Origin of the sequence: Actinoplanes sp. NPDC048967 (genome assembly GCF_040649415.1) — a bacterium.
GTDB lineage: Bacteria > Actinomycetota > Actinomycetes > Mycobacteriales > Micromonosporaceae > Actinoplanes.
On sequence record NZ_JBEZFL010000016.1, the window covers coordinates 131,102 to 145,523 of the forward strand.

The following is a 14,422-nucleotide window of genomic DNA, read 5'->3' on the forward strand; positions in this document are numbered from 1 at the left end:
GGGCGCGGAGCCGGCTGCTCGGCGCGAGGCGACGGTAGCCGTCCCGGACACGCCGGGCCAACCCCTATCCTGCCGCCTCACGCTTAGGGGTTGGCCGGCCCGGCAGTGCTCCCTAGCGTCATCGGTGACCGCGAGCAGACGGATGACCGGGTGGATGCCATGAACCTGTCCGAGCAGAGCCCGCCGACCGACCGGTTGCGCTGGCTCGACCTCGCGGCGAAAGCACTGCGCCGCACCACCGGACGTCCGGTCGACCGGTCCGAGGTGGAAGAGCTGCTGACCACGACCACGTACGACGGCCTCGGCATCCGCCCGCTGTACACAGCTGAATCCGCGGGCGATGTCCCGTACCGGCTCAGGACCCGACCGCCCGCCGGCGGCTGGCAGATCCGGCAGCACCACCGGCACGCCGGTCCGGACCGGGCCGGGCAGATCGTCCGGGACGATCTGGACGCGGGGGTGACCTCTGTCTGGCTCGCCGTCGGAGCGGACGGGCTGCCGATCGGCGAGCTGCCGGGCGTGCTCGACGAGATCGACCCGGTGCGGCATCCGGTGGTGCTGGATGCCGGCGACGACGTGGGCGAGGCGGCCGAGATCCTGCTCCGGTACGCCGCCCGGGCGGCCGGCCCGGTGACGGCGGGCCTCGGCGCTGACCCGCTGGCGCACCGGGCCGCCACCGGCGTCCCGGCCGACGAGGATGCTCCGACCGTTCTTGCGGCGCGCTGCACCGGGTCCTTCCCCGGTGTCCGGGCCTACACGATCGACGCGACCGTCTACCACGACGCCGGTGCGAGCGACGCCCAGGAGCTCGGCTGCGCGCTCGCCGTCGCGGTGCACTACCTGCGGCGGATGACCGGCGCCGGGCTCACCGCCGGCGAGGCGTTCCAGCAGATCGAGTTCCGGTACGCGGCCACCGCCGACCAGTTCGCGACGATCGCCAAGTTCCGGGCGGCGCGCCGGTTGTGGGCGCGCGTGGGCGAGGTCTGCGGTGCTCCACCCTCGGCTGCGGTCCAGCAGCAGCACGCGGTGACGTCCAGCGCGATGATGACCGCCCGGGACCCCTGGGTGAACATCCTGCGCAGCACCCTGGCCTGTTTCGGGGCCGGGATCGGCGGCGCGGACGCGGTGACGCTGCAGCCGTACGACGCGGTGCTCGGGCCGCCGGGTGAGCTCGCCCGGCGCGTCGCCCGCAACACCGGCAGCATCCTGCTGGCCGAGTGCCACCTGGGCCGGGTCCGCGACCCGGCCGGCGGATCCTGGTACGTCGAGGAGCTGACCGGCGAGCTCGCTCGCGTGGCGTGGGACTGGTTCGCCGAGATCGAATGCCAGGGCGGGGCGGTGGCGGTGCTGGAGTCCGGCCTGCTCGCCAAGCGCCTGGCGGAGACCTGGGACCGGCGCCGCGACGACCTGGCACACCGCCGCGGCGTCATCACCGGGGTCAGCGACTTCCCGCTGCCGGACGAGCCGCGGCCACCTCGCGCGGTCCCGCCGCCCGGGCCGGCGGGTGCGCTGCCCCGGCACAGATACGCCGAGGACTTCGAGGAGTTGCGGGACCGGGCCGACGCCTGGTCGGACCGGTACGGGCAGCGACCGGAGGTGTTCATCGCCCTGCTCGGAGCCGCCGCCGCGAGGGGTTCCCGGCCGGCTTTCGTCACCAACCTGTTCGCCGCCGGAGGCCTGGGCGCGCGTACGGTGAACTCCACCGATCCCGGCCGGCTGGCCGCCGCCTTCTCCGCGTCCGGGCTGCGGGTCGCCTGCCTGGTGGGGCCGGACGAGGCGTACGCCGACCGGGCCGAGCAGGTCATCCGCGCGCTCCGGGACGCCGGCGCGGTGACGGTGTGGCTCGCCGGCCGGCCCGATCCGGCCCACGGCGCCGACGGTCATGTCCACGCCGGCTGCGACGCCCTTTCCGTCCTGCGCACCACCTACTCGTGCCTGGAGCGCCCGCGATGACGAGCAGGTCACCGATCCCGTCGTTCGCCGGTGTCCCGCTGAGTTCACCCGGGCCGGCCGCACCCGCACCGCCGGAGCCGGACGCCGGTGGCTGGCGTACGCCGGAGGGGATCACCGTCCGGCCCGTCTACACCGCCGACGACCTCGCCGGCCTGGACGCCCCGGCGACGTACCCCGGCCTGCCGCCCTTCATCCGTGGCCCCTATCCCACGATGTACGCGACCCAGCCTTGGACCATCCGCCAGTACGCGGGCTTCTCCACCGCGGAGGAGTCCAACGCGTTCTACCGCCGTAACCTCGCCGCCGGCCAGAAGGGCCTGTCGGTCGCCTTCGACCTGCCCACCCACCGCGGCTACGACAGCGACAACCCGCGGGTCGCGGGAGACGTCGGGATGGCCGGCGTGGCGATCGACTCGGTGCTCGACATGCGGCAGTTGTTCGACGGCATCCCGCTCGACCGGACCAGCGTGTCGATGACGATGAACGGCGCGGTGCTGCCCGTCCTGGCGATGTTCATCGAGGCCGCCCGGGAGAACGGCATCGCACCGGAGGACCTGACCGGGACGATCCAGAACGACATCCTCAAGGAGTTCATGGTCCGCAACACCTACATCTATCCGCCGGCGCCGTCGATGCGGATCGTTTCCGACATCCTGGCCTACACCTCGCGGCGGATGCCGAAGTTCAACTCCATCTCGGTCTCCGGCTACCACATGCACGAAGCCGGGGCGACCGCCGATCTGGAGCTGGCCTACACCCTGGCCAACGGGGTGGAGTACCTGCGGGCGGGCGTCGGTGCGGGACTGGACATCGACCTGTTCGCCCCGCGGGTCTCGTTCTTCTGGGCCGTCGGTGCGAACTTCTTCATGGAGGTCGCGAAGCTGCGGGCTGCCCGGCTTCTCTGGGCGTCGCTGGTGCGCCAGTTCGGTCCCCGTGATGACAGATCGACGGCGCTGCGCATGCACTGTCAGACCTCCGGCTGGTCGCTGACCGCGCAGGATCCGTTCAACAACGTGGTCCGTACCTGCGTGGAGGCGATGGCCGCCACGCAGGGGCACACCCAGTCGCTGCACACCAACGCCTTGGACGAGGCGCTGGCCCTGCCGACCGACTTCTCCGCCCGGATCGCCCGCAACACCCAGCTGGTGCTTCAGCAGGAATCAGGCACCACCCGGGTGGCCGACCCGTGGGGTGGCTCCTACTACGTGGAGCGTCTGACCGCTGACCTGGCCCGGCGAGCTCAGGAACACCTCGACGAGATCGCGGCGGCCGGCGGCATGGCCCGGGCTGTCGAAGCCGGCCTGCCCAAGATGCGCATCGAGGAGGCGGCGGCGCGCACCCAGGCCCGGATCGACGCCGGCCGCCAGCCGGTGATCGGAGTCAACCGGTACCGCCCGCGGACCGAGGAACCACTCGACATCCTGCGCGTGGACAACAGCGCCGTCCGGGCCGGCCAGGTGGAGAAGCTGCGCCGGTTGCGCGCCGATCGCGACGGCGGCGCCTGCGTCGCCGCGCTGCGGGCGCTGACGGACGGGGCCACCGGTGACGCCAACCTGCTCGAGCTCTCGGTGCGGGCGGCTGCGGCGGGCGCGACCGTGGGGGAGATGTCCGACGCCCTGGAGCGGGTCTTCGGACGGCACACCGAGCAGATCCGCGTCGTCACCGGCGTCTACCACGAGGAGGCGGGGACCACGGACACCATCGGCGCCGTCCGCCGGGCCGGCGACGAGTTCCTGGCCGCCGAGGGCCGGCGGCCGCGCATCCTCGTCGCGAAGGTGGGCCAGGACGGCCACGACCGCGGGCAGAAGGTCATCGCGACGGCGTTCGCCGATCTCGGCTTCGACGTCGACGTCGGGCCGCTCTTCCAGACGCCCGAGGAAGTGGCTCGCCAGGCGATCGACGCGGACGTGCACATCGTCGGCGTCAACTCACTGGCCGCCGGTCATCTCACCCTGGTGCCGGCGCTGCGCGCCGAACTGGACCGGCTCGGTCGCCCGGACATCGTCCTGGTGGCCGGCGGCGTCATTCCACAGCAGGATCACACGGCTCTGCGCGCGGCCGGCGCCCAGGCGATCTTCCCGCCCGGCACGGCGCTGGCCGGTGCCGCCCTCGAACTGCTGAGCATGCTGCGCGGCCGTCCCGGCGGGCCGGCCTGACCATGCGGTCCCCGGACCTGCCCCGGTGCGTGGCCGGAGTGCTGGCCGGCGAACGGGTCTGGGTGGCGCGCGCCGTCACGCTGGTGGAATCGATCCGGGCCGACCACAGGGAGCCGGCCCAGCGTCTGCTGGCCGAGCTCACGCCGCATGCCGGCGGAGCGACCCGGGTGGGGATCACCGGCGTGCCCGGCGTCGGCAAGTCGACCTTCATCGAGACGCTCGGCACCGACCTGACGGCGGCGGGACACCGGGTCGCGGTGCTGGCCGTCGATCCGTCGTCGCAGCGCACCGGCGGCAGTGTCCTGGGGGACAGGACCCGGATGCGCCGGCTCGCGGCGGATCCGGCCGCCCTGGTCCGCCCGTCGCCCAGCGCCGGAACGCTGGGCGGAGTGACCCGGGCCACCCGGGAGGCGATCGTGGTCGTGGAGGCTGCCGGGTACGACGTGGTCCTCGTGGAGACCGTCGGGGTCGGCCAGTCCGAGACCGCCGTGGCCGCCATGGTCGACACGGTGCTGCTGCTCGTCCTCCCCGGTGCCGGGGACGATCTGCAGGGCGTCAAGCGAGGCATCCTGGAGCTGGCTGACGTCATCGCCGTCACCAAGGCCGACGGCGCCCGGGTCGCCGCTGCCGGGCAGGCCGTGGCCGAGCTGTCCGGCGCGGTGCGGCTGCTGCACCCGCCCGTCGCACCCTGGCGCCCACCGGTGCTGGCCTGCAGTGCCCGGACGAACACGGGCGTACGGCAGGTGTGGGAGGCCACGGTCCGGCATCGGGCTGTGCTGGACGCTGCCGGCACGATCGACAGTCACCGGCGCGATCAGCAGCTGGAGTGGCTCTGGAGCCTGGCCCACGACCGGCTCATGACCGAGCTGCGGGCCGATCCGCGGGTGCGCCGGCTCGCCCGGGAGCTGCAGCAGCGGCTGCTCGCCGGCGAGTGCACCGCGGCAGCGGCCGCGGAGCAGATGGTCGGGGAGTTCCGTGGCGCGGTACCGCCTGCCGGTCCGCCGCCGACCTCCTGAGCCGCTGCTCTGCCGCCGGCAGATCCGCCTTGATCCAGGCGTGGCCGAACGGGTGACGGCCGGCCCGGTTGCCGGGGGCCGTCGACCCCGGCACGGCCGGTTCGGCGGTGCCGGTCTCGCCGAGCACGAACTCATCGCCTTTCCTGTCCTGCACAGTTGACCGTATTTGTCGCGCCCAATTGCCGGGTGATTGACCGGGGCTGGGTGAGCAATGGGCCCGCGGCCCTATTCCTCGAACAATGGGTGCCTACATTGGGCACGCGCTTGACTCCGGCCGCCGAAATCGGTGGCCGGACAGATCACGGGGGGATCATGCGTACCCATTCATGGTGCGCCGAAATCGGTTTCTCATGCCGATTCGGTCGGATTTGCCGTTCATTGTTCGCGGCGCGCCGCTCCCGTCGCACAGCAGGCCGATCGTTCGTAGTTCCAGCGATGGAGGATTGATGCTCAGCAGAAGGTCGTTGCTCCGTGCCGGCGGTGGGGTCGCGCTCGCCGCCACCGTCACCGGAACCGCCTCGCCCGCGCTCGCGGGGCTCACCCAGGACACCAAGCTCTTCGGCAAGTCGGTCTCCGGCAAGGTCGTGCTGCCCGGCAGCGCCGAGTACGACGTCGCCAAACAGCTTCACTACGCCCAGTTCGACTCGATCAACCCGCAGGCCATCGTGTACGCGGAGGACGCCGCCGACGTCCGTACCGCCGTGCTGGCCGCCCAGGACCTGGGCATCCCGCTGCGGGTGCGCAGCGGCGGGCACAACTTCGAAGGCTGGTCCACCGGCACCGGCATCGTGCTCGACGTGTCCCGCATCAAGCAGGTGTCGGTCTCCGGTGACACCGTGCACCTCGGCCCCGGAGCCCAGTCGATCGACGCGCTGACCGTGCTCAGCAGCCAGGGGGTGCAGATCGTCGCCGGTACGTGCCCGACGGTCTGCCCCGGCGGCTTCCTGTCCGGCGGTGGGCTCGGCATGCAGACCCGCAAGTTCGGGATCGGCAGCGATCGGCTGGTCTCGGCCCGGATCGTGCTCGCCGACGGGCGGATCGTGACCACCTCCGCGACCCAGGAGCCCGACCTGTTCTGGGCGCTGCGCGGTGGTGGCGGCGGCAACTTCGGCGTCGTCGTCGACTTCGAGGTGCGGCGCATCGACGCGCCGCGGGCCACCTACTACGAGACGGCGTGGGCCTGGGACGACGCCCAGGACCTGCTCGGGGCATGGACCGCGTGGACCCGCGGCGCCTCCCACAATCTCGGTGGTGGCCTGGTCCTGGTGCTGCCGGACGGTGCTCCGGCCCCGCTGGTGTTCGCGTACGGGCTCTACCACGGCCCGAAGAGCGAGCTCGACGCGTCGCTCGACGCCCTGGTGACCGCCGCGGGCGTGCAACCGCTGAGCCGGGTCAGCGAGGACCTGTCCTTCGTCGACGCGATGAAGCGGATCTACGCCTGCGACAAGCTCTCCTTCGAGGGCTGCCACCGTGAGGGCACCATCCCCGGCGCGGCTCTGCACCGTGGCACTTTCCAGCGCGACACGTATCGTTTCGCCTCGTCCTTCAGCACGGCAAGCCTGGCGGACATCGGCACCGCCTTCGCCGCGGACCGCTATCCCGGTCAGTCCCGGGTGGTGCAGTTCTCCGCGGTGGGCGGCGTCGCGAACCAGCCGCGGCGAAGTGACACCGCCTTCGTGCACCGCAACGCCAACCACATCGTCGGCTTCGTCTCGTCCTACGCGAGCCCGACCCCCACGGAGGCGGAGAAGTCGGCGGCGACGACGTGGACCCGGCGAGGAGCGGCGGCGCTCGCTCCCGCCTCGGTGGGCGCGTACGTCAACTTCCCCGGTTACGAGCTGCCGGACTGGCGCACCGCCTACTACGGCGAGAACTACGCCCGGCTGGTCTCGGTCAAGCAGCGCTACGACCGGAACAACTTCTTCCGGCATCCGCGCAGCATCGGCTCCTGATCACGCGGCTCTGATCACGCGGCTCTGATCATGCGGCTCTGCGGGCCGGCCCGGGTGACGCCGGGTCCGGTCCGCGGGGCGGCCGGGCTGGTCAGTTCGCCTTGACCATCCGGCGCCGGACCGGGCGGTCGCATTGCACGAACGTCGACAGCCGGCCCTCGACCAGCTCACCGAGCACCTTGAGGAAGGTCGCCCGGTCGCGCACGGACAGCGAGGAGAGCACGTCCTCCTGAATGCGCTGCACGATCTTGCTGGCCTGCGCGACGATCTCCTCGCCGGCCGGGGTGACCGCCACGATCCGAGCGCGCCGGTCCGTCTGGGACAGCCGTCGCTCGGCAAAACCGGAACGCTCCAGCTCGTCGACCGTCACGACCATCGTGGTCTTGTCGATGCCGCACATCTCGCCGAGCTGACTCTGGGTGAACTCACCCGACATGCCCTTGTACAGCACGCAGTAGGCGCGGGTGGTGATGCCGAGCTCCGAGAGACCGGCGGCGTTCTCCAGGGCAAGCGCGTGATTCACCCAGGAGAGCAGGAACATGACGTCGGGCGCGCCGTCGGGCATCGATCCGGCGGGGGCGGTCACTTTCGCTACCTGGCCAGTCGTCATCAACGCAGCATATCAAGAAGATGAAGGACGGGATTATCCCGTGTGCAACGAGTTCGATGTGACGAGCACCGCCGTCGGCGGCTCAGCCGAGTCCGCCCAGCAGTCCGGCGAGCACGGGGACGACCGCCTCCGGCCGGCTCAGGGCGAAGAAATGGTCGCCCGGCAGCACCCGCAGGTCGAAGGCGGCGGTGGTGTGCGCCGACCAGGAACGCGCCTCGTCGATCGTGGTGCGCGGGTCCGCGTCGCCGGTCAGGGCGGTTACCGGCGTGCGCTCGAGCCGCAGGCCCGGCGCGTGGCGATAGGTCTCGATCGCGTGGTAGTCGGAGCGCAACGCCGGCAGGATCAGGGCCTGCATCTCGGGGTCGTCCAGCAGGGCGCTGTCCGTGCCGCGCAACAGCCGTACCTCCGCCAGGATGCCTTCATCGCCCCGCAGGTGCACGGTCTCCGGCCGGTACCGCGACGGTGCCCGGCGGCCTGAGGCCACCAGATGGGCGACCGGGACCCCGGCTGCCTCGAAGCGCAGCGCCGTCTCGTACGCGATGATCGCGCCCATGCTGTGGCCGAAGAACACCAGCGGCCGGTCGGCGCAGGGCAGCAGTTCCCGGGTCAGCGCGTCCGTGAGCAGCTCGATCGAGTCCAGCGGGGGCTCCGACCGGCGCTCCTGACGCCCCGGATACTGCACCGCCAGCACGTCGGTGCCCGGGGTGAGCGCCTGCGCGAAGGGGAAGCAGGAGGTGGCGGACCCACCAGCGTGCGGGAAGCAGATCAGCCGGGCCCGGGCCTGCGGGGCGGCCCGGAACCGGCGGGTCCAACCGCTGTCCGTGGTGGTGGACGAGGCCATGCGGTCCCCCTGGTGGTCCGGCGATCTGACGCGACTCCCCGTACGAATATGTCCGGAGTACCCGGAACGCTAGGGCCGTCGCGGCGCCTTGCCAACCCTTATGAATCCCCTATGTCCCCCGACGATCGAGATAGCGGTGAGCACCGGGCGGCTCGCCATGGAATTCGCGCCGAGTCGTCCCTAGGGTCGGTTACGAGAATGCCCCGAGAGCATTCTTCAAAACACGACGATGCGAGGAGACCCGCGGTGACGCGCAATTGGTTGTACGTACGCCTGCGACCGGCTCCGCCGTCCGGCGGTGAGGCCCACGGTATGACCGGAATGCCCGCGCTGATCGACCACCTGCGATCCGCCGACCCCGACGGCCGATGGGCGTTCCAGCGCTTGATCGACCACTCCGGACCGCACGTCGGCGTGTGGCTCTACTCCAGGGCGGAGGTCCTGCACGAGCTGGGCGTGCGCGCCGGCCGGCTCGCGCCGGAGCCGCACCCGGCCGGGCCGGGCCAGCAGACCCCCCTGAGTGCCCGTTACCTGGGCGACCGGGCCGCGCGTACGGCGACCGACCTCTCCCACCTGTCCAGCGAGTTCGCCCTGGACCTGCTGGCGGCCGGCGAACTGCGCGAGGGCGAGCAGCTGGGGCTGGCGGTCGCCCACCTCGCCCACCTCGCTCAGCTGGTACCGGCCCGTAACCGGGCGGCCTTCCTCTTCCAGTGCTGGCAGTTCCGCGCGGCCGAGCTGCCCGGTGCCACCCGCGTGGCGCTGATGACCAGGGCCCGGAACGAGGCCGGTGCGGTGCTCGCCACGGTGACCGCGCAGGCGATGCAGCCCGGGCACCGCGCAGTCTGGGAGCGTTACCTGGACGGGCTGGCGCGCCTGGTGGCTGTGCCCGGCGTCCTCGACGCGCAGGCCTACGTCGTCTTCGACCACGCGCACCTGACCCACAACCGGCTCGGCATCGGCTCGGCCGACGAGGCGCTCGCCGCTCAGGTGGTGCGTACCGCCCTGCTCGACGGCCTCGACCTGCCCGGCGCCCGGATCCCCGAGCTGCAACCGGTCTGAGCACGTCCCTCGGCACGATGAAGCCCGGAGGCGCCGGCCTCCGGGCTTCTTCCGTGCGGTGCGGACGCGATCAGCCCGCCGGAACCGGCGGACAGTGCGGGAGCAGCTCGTCCGGGTGGCGCAGGAGCAGGTCGGGCCGGGCCGCTCGGAGCACCGCCTCGTCGATGTCGGCCCAGGTGGCGCCGACCGCGGGCACGCCCGCCGCCCTCGCGCTACGAATGTCGCTCACCGCGTCTCCGATGACCAGCGCTTCCTCGGGCTGGACGCCCATGAGCTGCAGGGCCCGCAGCATGATGTCCGGCGCCGGTTTCGGGCGGCTGACCTCGTCGGAGCCGATGACATGGTCGAACCGGTCCAGCAGCCCGAGCTCGTCGAGCAGGGACCGGGCCCGCGGACCGCTCTTGCCGGTCGCCACTGCCAGCCGGTAACCGCGCTCCCGCAGGTCGGTGAGCAGCTCCCGGACGCCGTCGAAGACCCGGACCTGAGGGGCGAGCCGATAACTCTCCCGGACGAACGGCGCCTCCATCGCCATCGGCAGGCCCATGATCCGCATGATGTCCGGGAAATAGCGGCCGAGGTGCTTCTCGTACTCGTTGAACGGCGCCGGGCCTTCGCCGACGACCTCCGCGTACGCGATCGCGAACGCCTCGCGCATCACCGCGAAGCTGTCGACGACAACGCCGTCCAGATCAAAGATGACCGCCTTGCGAACGGTCCCGGCGACCGTGGTGCCGGGTCGCAGCCGCACGATGTCGGGCATGGTCTCCCCTTTCTCGGTCCTGTGCCCCGGTCAGCGTCCGGTCGGGGCGAGGGCGCGGAACTCCAGAGCGGACTCGTAGAACCGTTCGATGACCGCGATGGTCCTGGCTGCCTCGGCCGCGGCCGATCCACGGGCCAGCGGGTCGGCCAGCGCAGCGGGCAGGGTGTCGAGCTGGCGTACGTACTCCAGGCCGATCTCCTCGTGCGGGATGGCGACCGGCGTGGTCTCGCCGTCGCGAGTGACCGACAGCGTGGCGCCGCCCTGCCGGTTGGGACTGAAGCCGAAGGTGCACCGCAAGGTGGCTGTCCCACCGGCTGCCTCGACCGTGATCGTGGTGGTGTCGCGGGCCTGGTGCGACGCCCAGCTCGCCCGTAGGGCCACCGAGACGCCCTCGTCCGAGACGAGGAAGGCCCGGGCGGTGTCCTCGACGTCGCGGTGACCGGTGTCCGCCGGCTGATCCTCACGCCACGCCGCCGCCCAGCGCCGATCGTGCAGGAAGTCGTCCGACAGGGTGCCGGTTATCTGCACGAAGCGGGCCGCGCCGAGCAGGGGGACGAGCGTGTCCAGCAGGTGCCAGCCGAGGTCGACCATCGCGCCACCGCCCGCGAGGTCCCGACGGGTGAACCAGCCGCCGGCCCGGGGGATGCCGCGCGAGCGGACCCAGGCCACCTCGATGTGACGGACCCGGCCCAGGCCCCCCACCACGGCGCAGAGCTCGCGGACATCGCCACGGTGACGGGCCGCGCTGCCCGCCAGCAGCACGCTGCCCCCCGACCGCTCGGCCGCCGCGAGCCGCTCGGCCTCGGCCGTGCTCAGGCACACCGGCTTCTCCAGGAAGACCGGGATGCCCCGGGTGAGCAGCTCGGCGCCCACCTCGGTGTGCAGGTGGTTCGGCACGGCGACGACCGCGAGGTCGGCCTGCTCTCGGGTCAGCTCCGTGGGCCACGCCAGCGTCGCGGCCCCGGGTGCCTGCTCCGCTGCGGCCGCCCGGGCCGCCGGGTCGGAGTCGACGACGGCGGTCACGGTGAAGTCCGGATGAGCGATCAGCCGGGGCAGCCAGATGGAGCGGCCGGCCCAGCCCAGCCCGACCACCGCCACCCGGACCGGCGGCCGGGCCGAGGCCGGCTCGCTCACGCCCGGCCCAGCACGTCGGCGACGATCCGCGCGATCTGGTGCATCTGCTCCTCGGTGCCGAGCAGCGTGCGGTGGTGCAGCCAGATGCAGTCCTCGCTGATGGCGTCGCTGTTCGGGCAGCGCTCGGCGATCTGGTCCACGGTCTCGTCCGGGGCGCCGGTCTCCCAGAAGCCGTCGCAGCGGTAGATGGCCCGGAAGCCGGCGAACGCGGGCAGTCCGCGGGCGATGAGCTCGTCGACGATCTCGTTGCGCCGTTCCTCCGTCAGGCCCGGTACCCGGAACATCGCCATGTAGTGCGGGTTGCGGTTCGCCCGCTCGTCGCCGCTCTGCGGGACGACGCCGGGGATCCCGCCGAGCAGCGCGGCCAGCACCGGCCAGCGTTGCTCGCGGGTGTCGATCTGCGAGTCGAGCCGGGAGAGCTGGGCGCGCAGCACGCTCGCGGAGAACTCGTTGAGGCGGAAGTTCGAGCCCGATGTCTTGTGCAGGTAGCGGCGGTCACCGCGCGGACGCCCGCAGCTGTGCCGCAGGAAGGCCGCCTCGTACAGCTCGGCGTCCGGGAACAGCACGGCGCCGCCTTCACCGGCGGTCATGAGTTTGCCGTTCTGGAAGCTGAACGCCGCGACCGAGCCCAGCTCGCCGATGCGCTTGCCCTGCCATTGGGCGCCGTGCGCGTGGGCCGCGTCCTGGACGATCGGCACGCCGGTGTCGGCGGACAGCTTGGCGAGCGCGTCCATGTCGGCCATCAGACCGGCCATGTGCACCGGCATGATGGCCCGCGTCCGGGGCGTCACGGCGGCGGCGGCCGACTCGACGTCGATGCAGTAGGTGCCCGGGTCCACGTCGACCGGTACGGCCACGGCACCGATCCGCTGGGCGGCCTGCGACGACGAGATGAAGGTGAAGGCGGGGACGATCACCTCGGTGCCCGGTCCCACACCGAGCACCTGGAGCGCCAGCTCCAGGGCGTGCGTGCCGTTGGTGACCGCGAGGACGTGCCCCCCGCCGTGGAAGTCGGCGAACTCGTCCTCGAAGGTCTCGACCTCGGTGCCGCCCATGCGCCACCACTGCCCCTGCTCCAGCGCGCGGAGCAGACCGGTCCGCTCCTCGTCGCCGAATGCGGGCCAGGCAGGGAAGACCGGTTGCTCCGGCGAATTCTCGGGCATGGCAGTTGCCTTTCGTTCGGTGAGGGAAGAGGAATTGCCGTCGACGGACCGTCGCGCGGGCGCTGATAATCGCCGCGGTCACGGACCAACGGGCACGTTACCCGAGGTCGGACAGCCCGTCACTCCCCCTATGTGCCCCCTATTCCACCCGGCGGAACAACGGCGGTGCCCGGGTCGCCGAAACTGCTATATCGTCTCTTGCCAGCACGGTCCGGGCCTCGGGAAAAGCGCGCCGCGGGCCATTCGATCAGGGGAGGAAAAATGCGGGAATTGTTGTTGCTGAACGGCCCGAACCTCGGCATCCTCGGCACCCGGCAGCCGGAGATCTACGGCACCCGGACGCTCGCCGACATCGAGAAGTCGGTCGCCGAGGAGGTGTCCGGCCGCGGCTGGACGGTCCGCGCGGTGCAGCGGGAGTCCGAAGGGGAGCTGATCCACGCCGTCCAGGACGCTTACGACACGGTCGGCGCCATCGTCAATCCCGGAGCGCTCATGATCGCCGGCTGGAGCCTGCGCGACGCCCTCGCCAACTATCCGCGGCCGTTCGTCGAGGTGCATCTGTCCAACGTGTGGGCCCGGGAGTCGTTCCGGCACGAGTCGGTCCTCGCGCCCCTGGCGAGCGGAGTCGTCGTCGGCCTGGGCGCGCTCGGCTACCGGCTGGCCGCGCGGGCCTTGCTGGAGTTGGCCGGTCCGGACATCTAGTTCCGTAGAAAATAGTCAAGAACGGAACCTTCTGGTACGGTCGCAGTCGGTGGAAGGCCAGCTCGAAGCGCTGGTCCCGATCTCTCGAGGAGCACGTCATGGCCACGGAAGCCCGTACGAAGCAAGGTGTCGCCGGAAAGTCGCGGACGCGGACCCGGCTGCTGACGATCGCCGCCGCTGTGGTGGCCGCCGTCGTGGTGTGGGGCATCGCCACCGCCGCCGGCGCCGAGCTCGAGGTCGACCAGGGCTTCGGGGTCATGGCCATCAACGCCGGTTCGGTGATCTTCAGTGTGCTGCTGGCCGGATTCGCCGGATGGGGGATCCTGGCGCTGCTGGAGCGCCGCTCGCCGCGCGGGGCGTCGACGTGGACGATCGTCGCGGTCGCCGTCCTGGTGCTGTCCTTCCTGCCGATCGCCTTTGTGGAGGCGACCGCCGGCACCCGGGTCGCCCTGGCGGCCATGCACCTGACCGTCGCCGCTGTCATCATCCCGATGTTCCGGCGCACCTCGCGGAGCGCCTGACCGGCGGCAGCACAACCGTCCGGGGCCGCCGTCGGCGGCCCCGCCGCAGGTGGACAGGAAGGCCGGCCGCGCGCCCGGGCCCGGGGATAGCGCATACAATTCGGGTGGGCGCGAGGGTGTCGCGTGGTTGATCAACGTCAATGCAGCATTGCCAGGCGCGACGAGTGGTGTCAGAATCACCACTCGTGCGCCGCCCCCATTTCCGGGGTCGGCACGCTATCGTGGGAGAAACTGACGGATCGGTTCCCGAACGGGGCGCGGCTACCGATTCCGGTTTATGTCAAGTGGTTTACACAAAGTTGATGACACCACCGCCCCGGGGTAACGGCAGGCGCCACTGAAGTCGTTATGCCGCCATTTCAGTACCACTCGCGGGGGAGTGTCGTCGCTGTCATGTGGAAATCTGGCTCGTCTGCTGGTGAACGGTTCGGACTGTCCATCCCGGCGGGATGTGAGACCTCGCGATGAGGTTCAACGTGCTGGGCCCGCTCGAAGCACTGTCCGCCGACGCTGTCGTGCCGCTCGGCGGTTTCAACCAACGAGCCACCCTCGGTG

The 14,422-nt window shown here is 71.6% G+C and carries 12 protein-coding genes; 7 read left to right on the plus strand and 5 right to left on the minus strand.

Annotated features, from left to right (window positions below):
- Window positions 1-159: 159 nt before the first annotated feature.
- From AB0C12_RS42850 to AB0C12_RS42865, 4 genes are all read left to right on the plus strand, one after another.
- Entirely contained in the window at window positions 160-1,953 is a 1,794-nt protein-coding gene (locus tag AB0C12_RS42850; protein WP_360556850.1) for a methylmalonyl-CoA mutase subunit beta, read from the plus strand.
- A complete protein-coding gene (scpA, locus tag AB0C12_RS42855) occupies window positions 1,950-4,109 on the plus strand; it encodes a methylmalonyl-CoA mutase (protein ID WP_360556851.1) in 2,160 nt (719 codons plus the stop codon). Before AB0C12_RS42850 ends, scpA begins: the two co-directional genes overlap by 4 nt.
- Window positions 4,110-4,111: 2 nt before the next feature.
- Entirely contained in the window at window positions 4,112-5,125 is a 1,014-nt protein-coding gene (gene meaB / locus AB0C12_RS42860; RefSeq protein WP_360556853.1) for a methylmalonyl Co-A mutase-associated GTPase MeaB, read from the plus strand.
- Window positions 5,126-5,571: 446 nt separating this feature from the next.
- Window positions 5,572-7,077, plus strand: a complete 1,506-nt coding sequence (locus AB0C12_RS42865; RefSeq protein WP_360556854.1) for an FAD-dependent oxidoreductase — start codon at window positions 5,572-5,574, stop codon at window positions 7,075-7,077.
- Between the two features lie 91 nt (window positions 7,078-7,168).
- On the opposite strand, the gene AB0C12_RS42870 is transcribed toward AB0C12_RS42865, so the two are convergent.
- Together AB0C12_RS42870 and AB0C12_RS42875 are read right to left on the minus strand one after the other, a co-directional pair.
- On the minus strand, window positions 7,169-7,687 hold the full coding sequence (locus AB0C12_RS42870) for a MarR family transcriptional regulator (protein WP_360556856.1): 519 nt from the start codon (window positions 7,685-7,687) through the stop codon (window positions 7,169-7,171).
- A gap of 82 nt (window positions 7,688-7,769) precedes the next feature.
- Window positions 7,770-8,528 carry an alpha/beta fold hydrolase gene (locus tag AB0C12_RS42875; protein ID WP_360556857.1) on the minus strand — a complete coding sequence of 253 codons (759 nt, stop codon included), beginning with the start codon at window positions 8,526-8,528 and terminating at the stop codon, window positions 7,770-7,772.
- Between the two features lie 198 nt (window positions 8,529-8,726).
- Between AB0C12_RS42875 and AB0C12_RS42880 the strand changes: the two genes are divergently transcribed.
- The gene (locus AB0C12_RS42880) at window positions 8,727-9,587 is read left to right on the plus strand and encodes a lantibiotic dehydratase C-terminal domain-containing protein (protein ID WP_360556859.1); all 861 of its coding nucleotides are present in this window, start codon (window positions 8,727-8,729) and stop codon (window positions 9,585-9,587) included.
- Between the two features lie 70 nt (window positions 9,588-9,657).
- On the opposite strand, the gene AB0C12_RS42885 is transcribed toward AB0C12_RS42880, so the two are convergent.
- From AB0C12_RS42885 to AB0C12_RS42895, 3 genes are read right to left on the minus strand one after another with little or no spacing between them, the layout of a single operon-like run.
- On the minus strand, window positions 9,658-10,347 hold the full coding sequence (locus tag AB0C12_RS42885; protein ID WP_360556860.1) for an HAD-IA family hydrolase: 690 nt from the start codon (window positions 10,345-10,347) through the stop codon (window positions 9,658-9,660).
- A gap of 30 nt (window positions 10,348-10,377) precedes the next feature.
- Complete coding sequence (locus tag AB0C12_RS42890; RefSeq protein WP_360556861.1) at window positions 10,378-11,481, minus strand: Gfo/Idh/MocA family oxidoreductase; 1,104 nt, start codon at window positions 11,479-11,481, stop codon at window positions 10,378-10,380.
- Complete coding sequence (locus tag AB0C12_RS42895) at window positions 11,478-12,644, minus strand: DegT/DnrJ/EryC1/StrS family aminotransferase (protein ID WP_360556862.1); 1,167 nt, start codon at window positions 12,642-12,644, stop codon at window positions 11,478-11,480. The genes AB0C12_RS42890 and AB0C12_RS42895 overlap by 4 nt, the downstream gene beginning before the upstream one ends.
- 261 nt (window positions 12,645-12,905) lie before the next feature.
- On the opposite strand from AB0C12_RS42895, the gene AB0C12_RS42900 reads away from it, so the two are divergent.
- Together AB0C12_RS42900 and AB0C12_RS42905 are read left to right on the plus strand one after the other, a co-directional pair.
- Window positions 12,906-13,346 (plus strand): type II 3-dehydroquinate dehydratase, encoded by a 441-nt coding sequence (locus AB0C12_RS42900; protein WP_360556864.1) that lies wholly within the window; start codon window positions 12,906-12,908, stop codon window positions 13,344-13,346.
- Between the two features lie 98 nt (window positions 13,347-13,444).
- A complete protein-coding gene (locus AB0C12_RS42905) occupies window positions 13,445-13,867 on the plus strand; it encodes a DUF6069 family protein (RefSeq protein WP_360556865.1) in 423 nt (140 codons plus the stop codon).
- The last annotated feature ends 555 nt before the right edge of the window (window positions 13,868-14,422 follow it).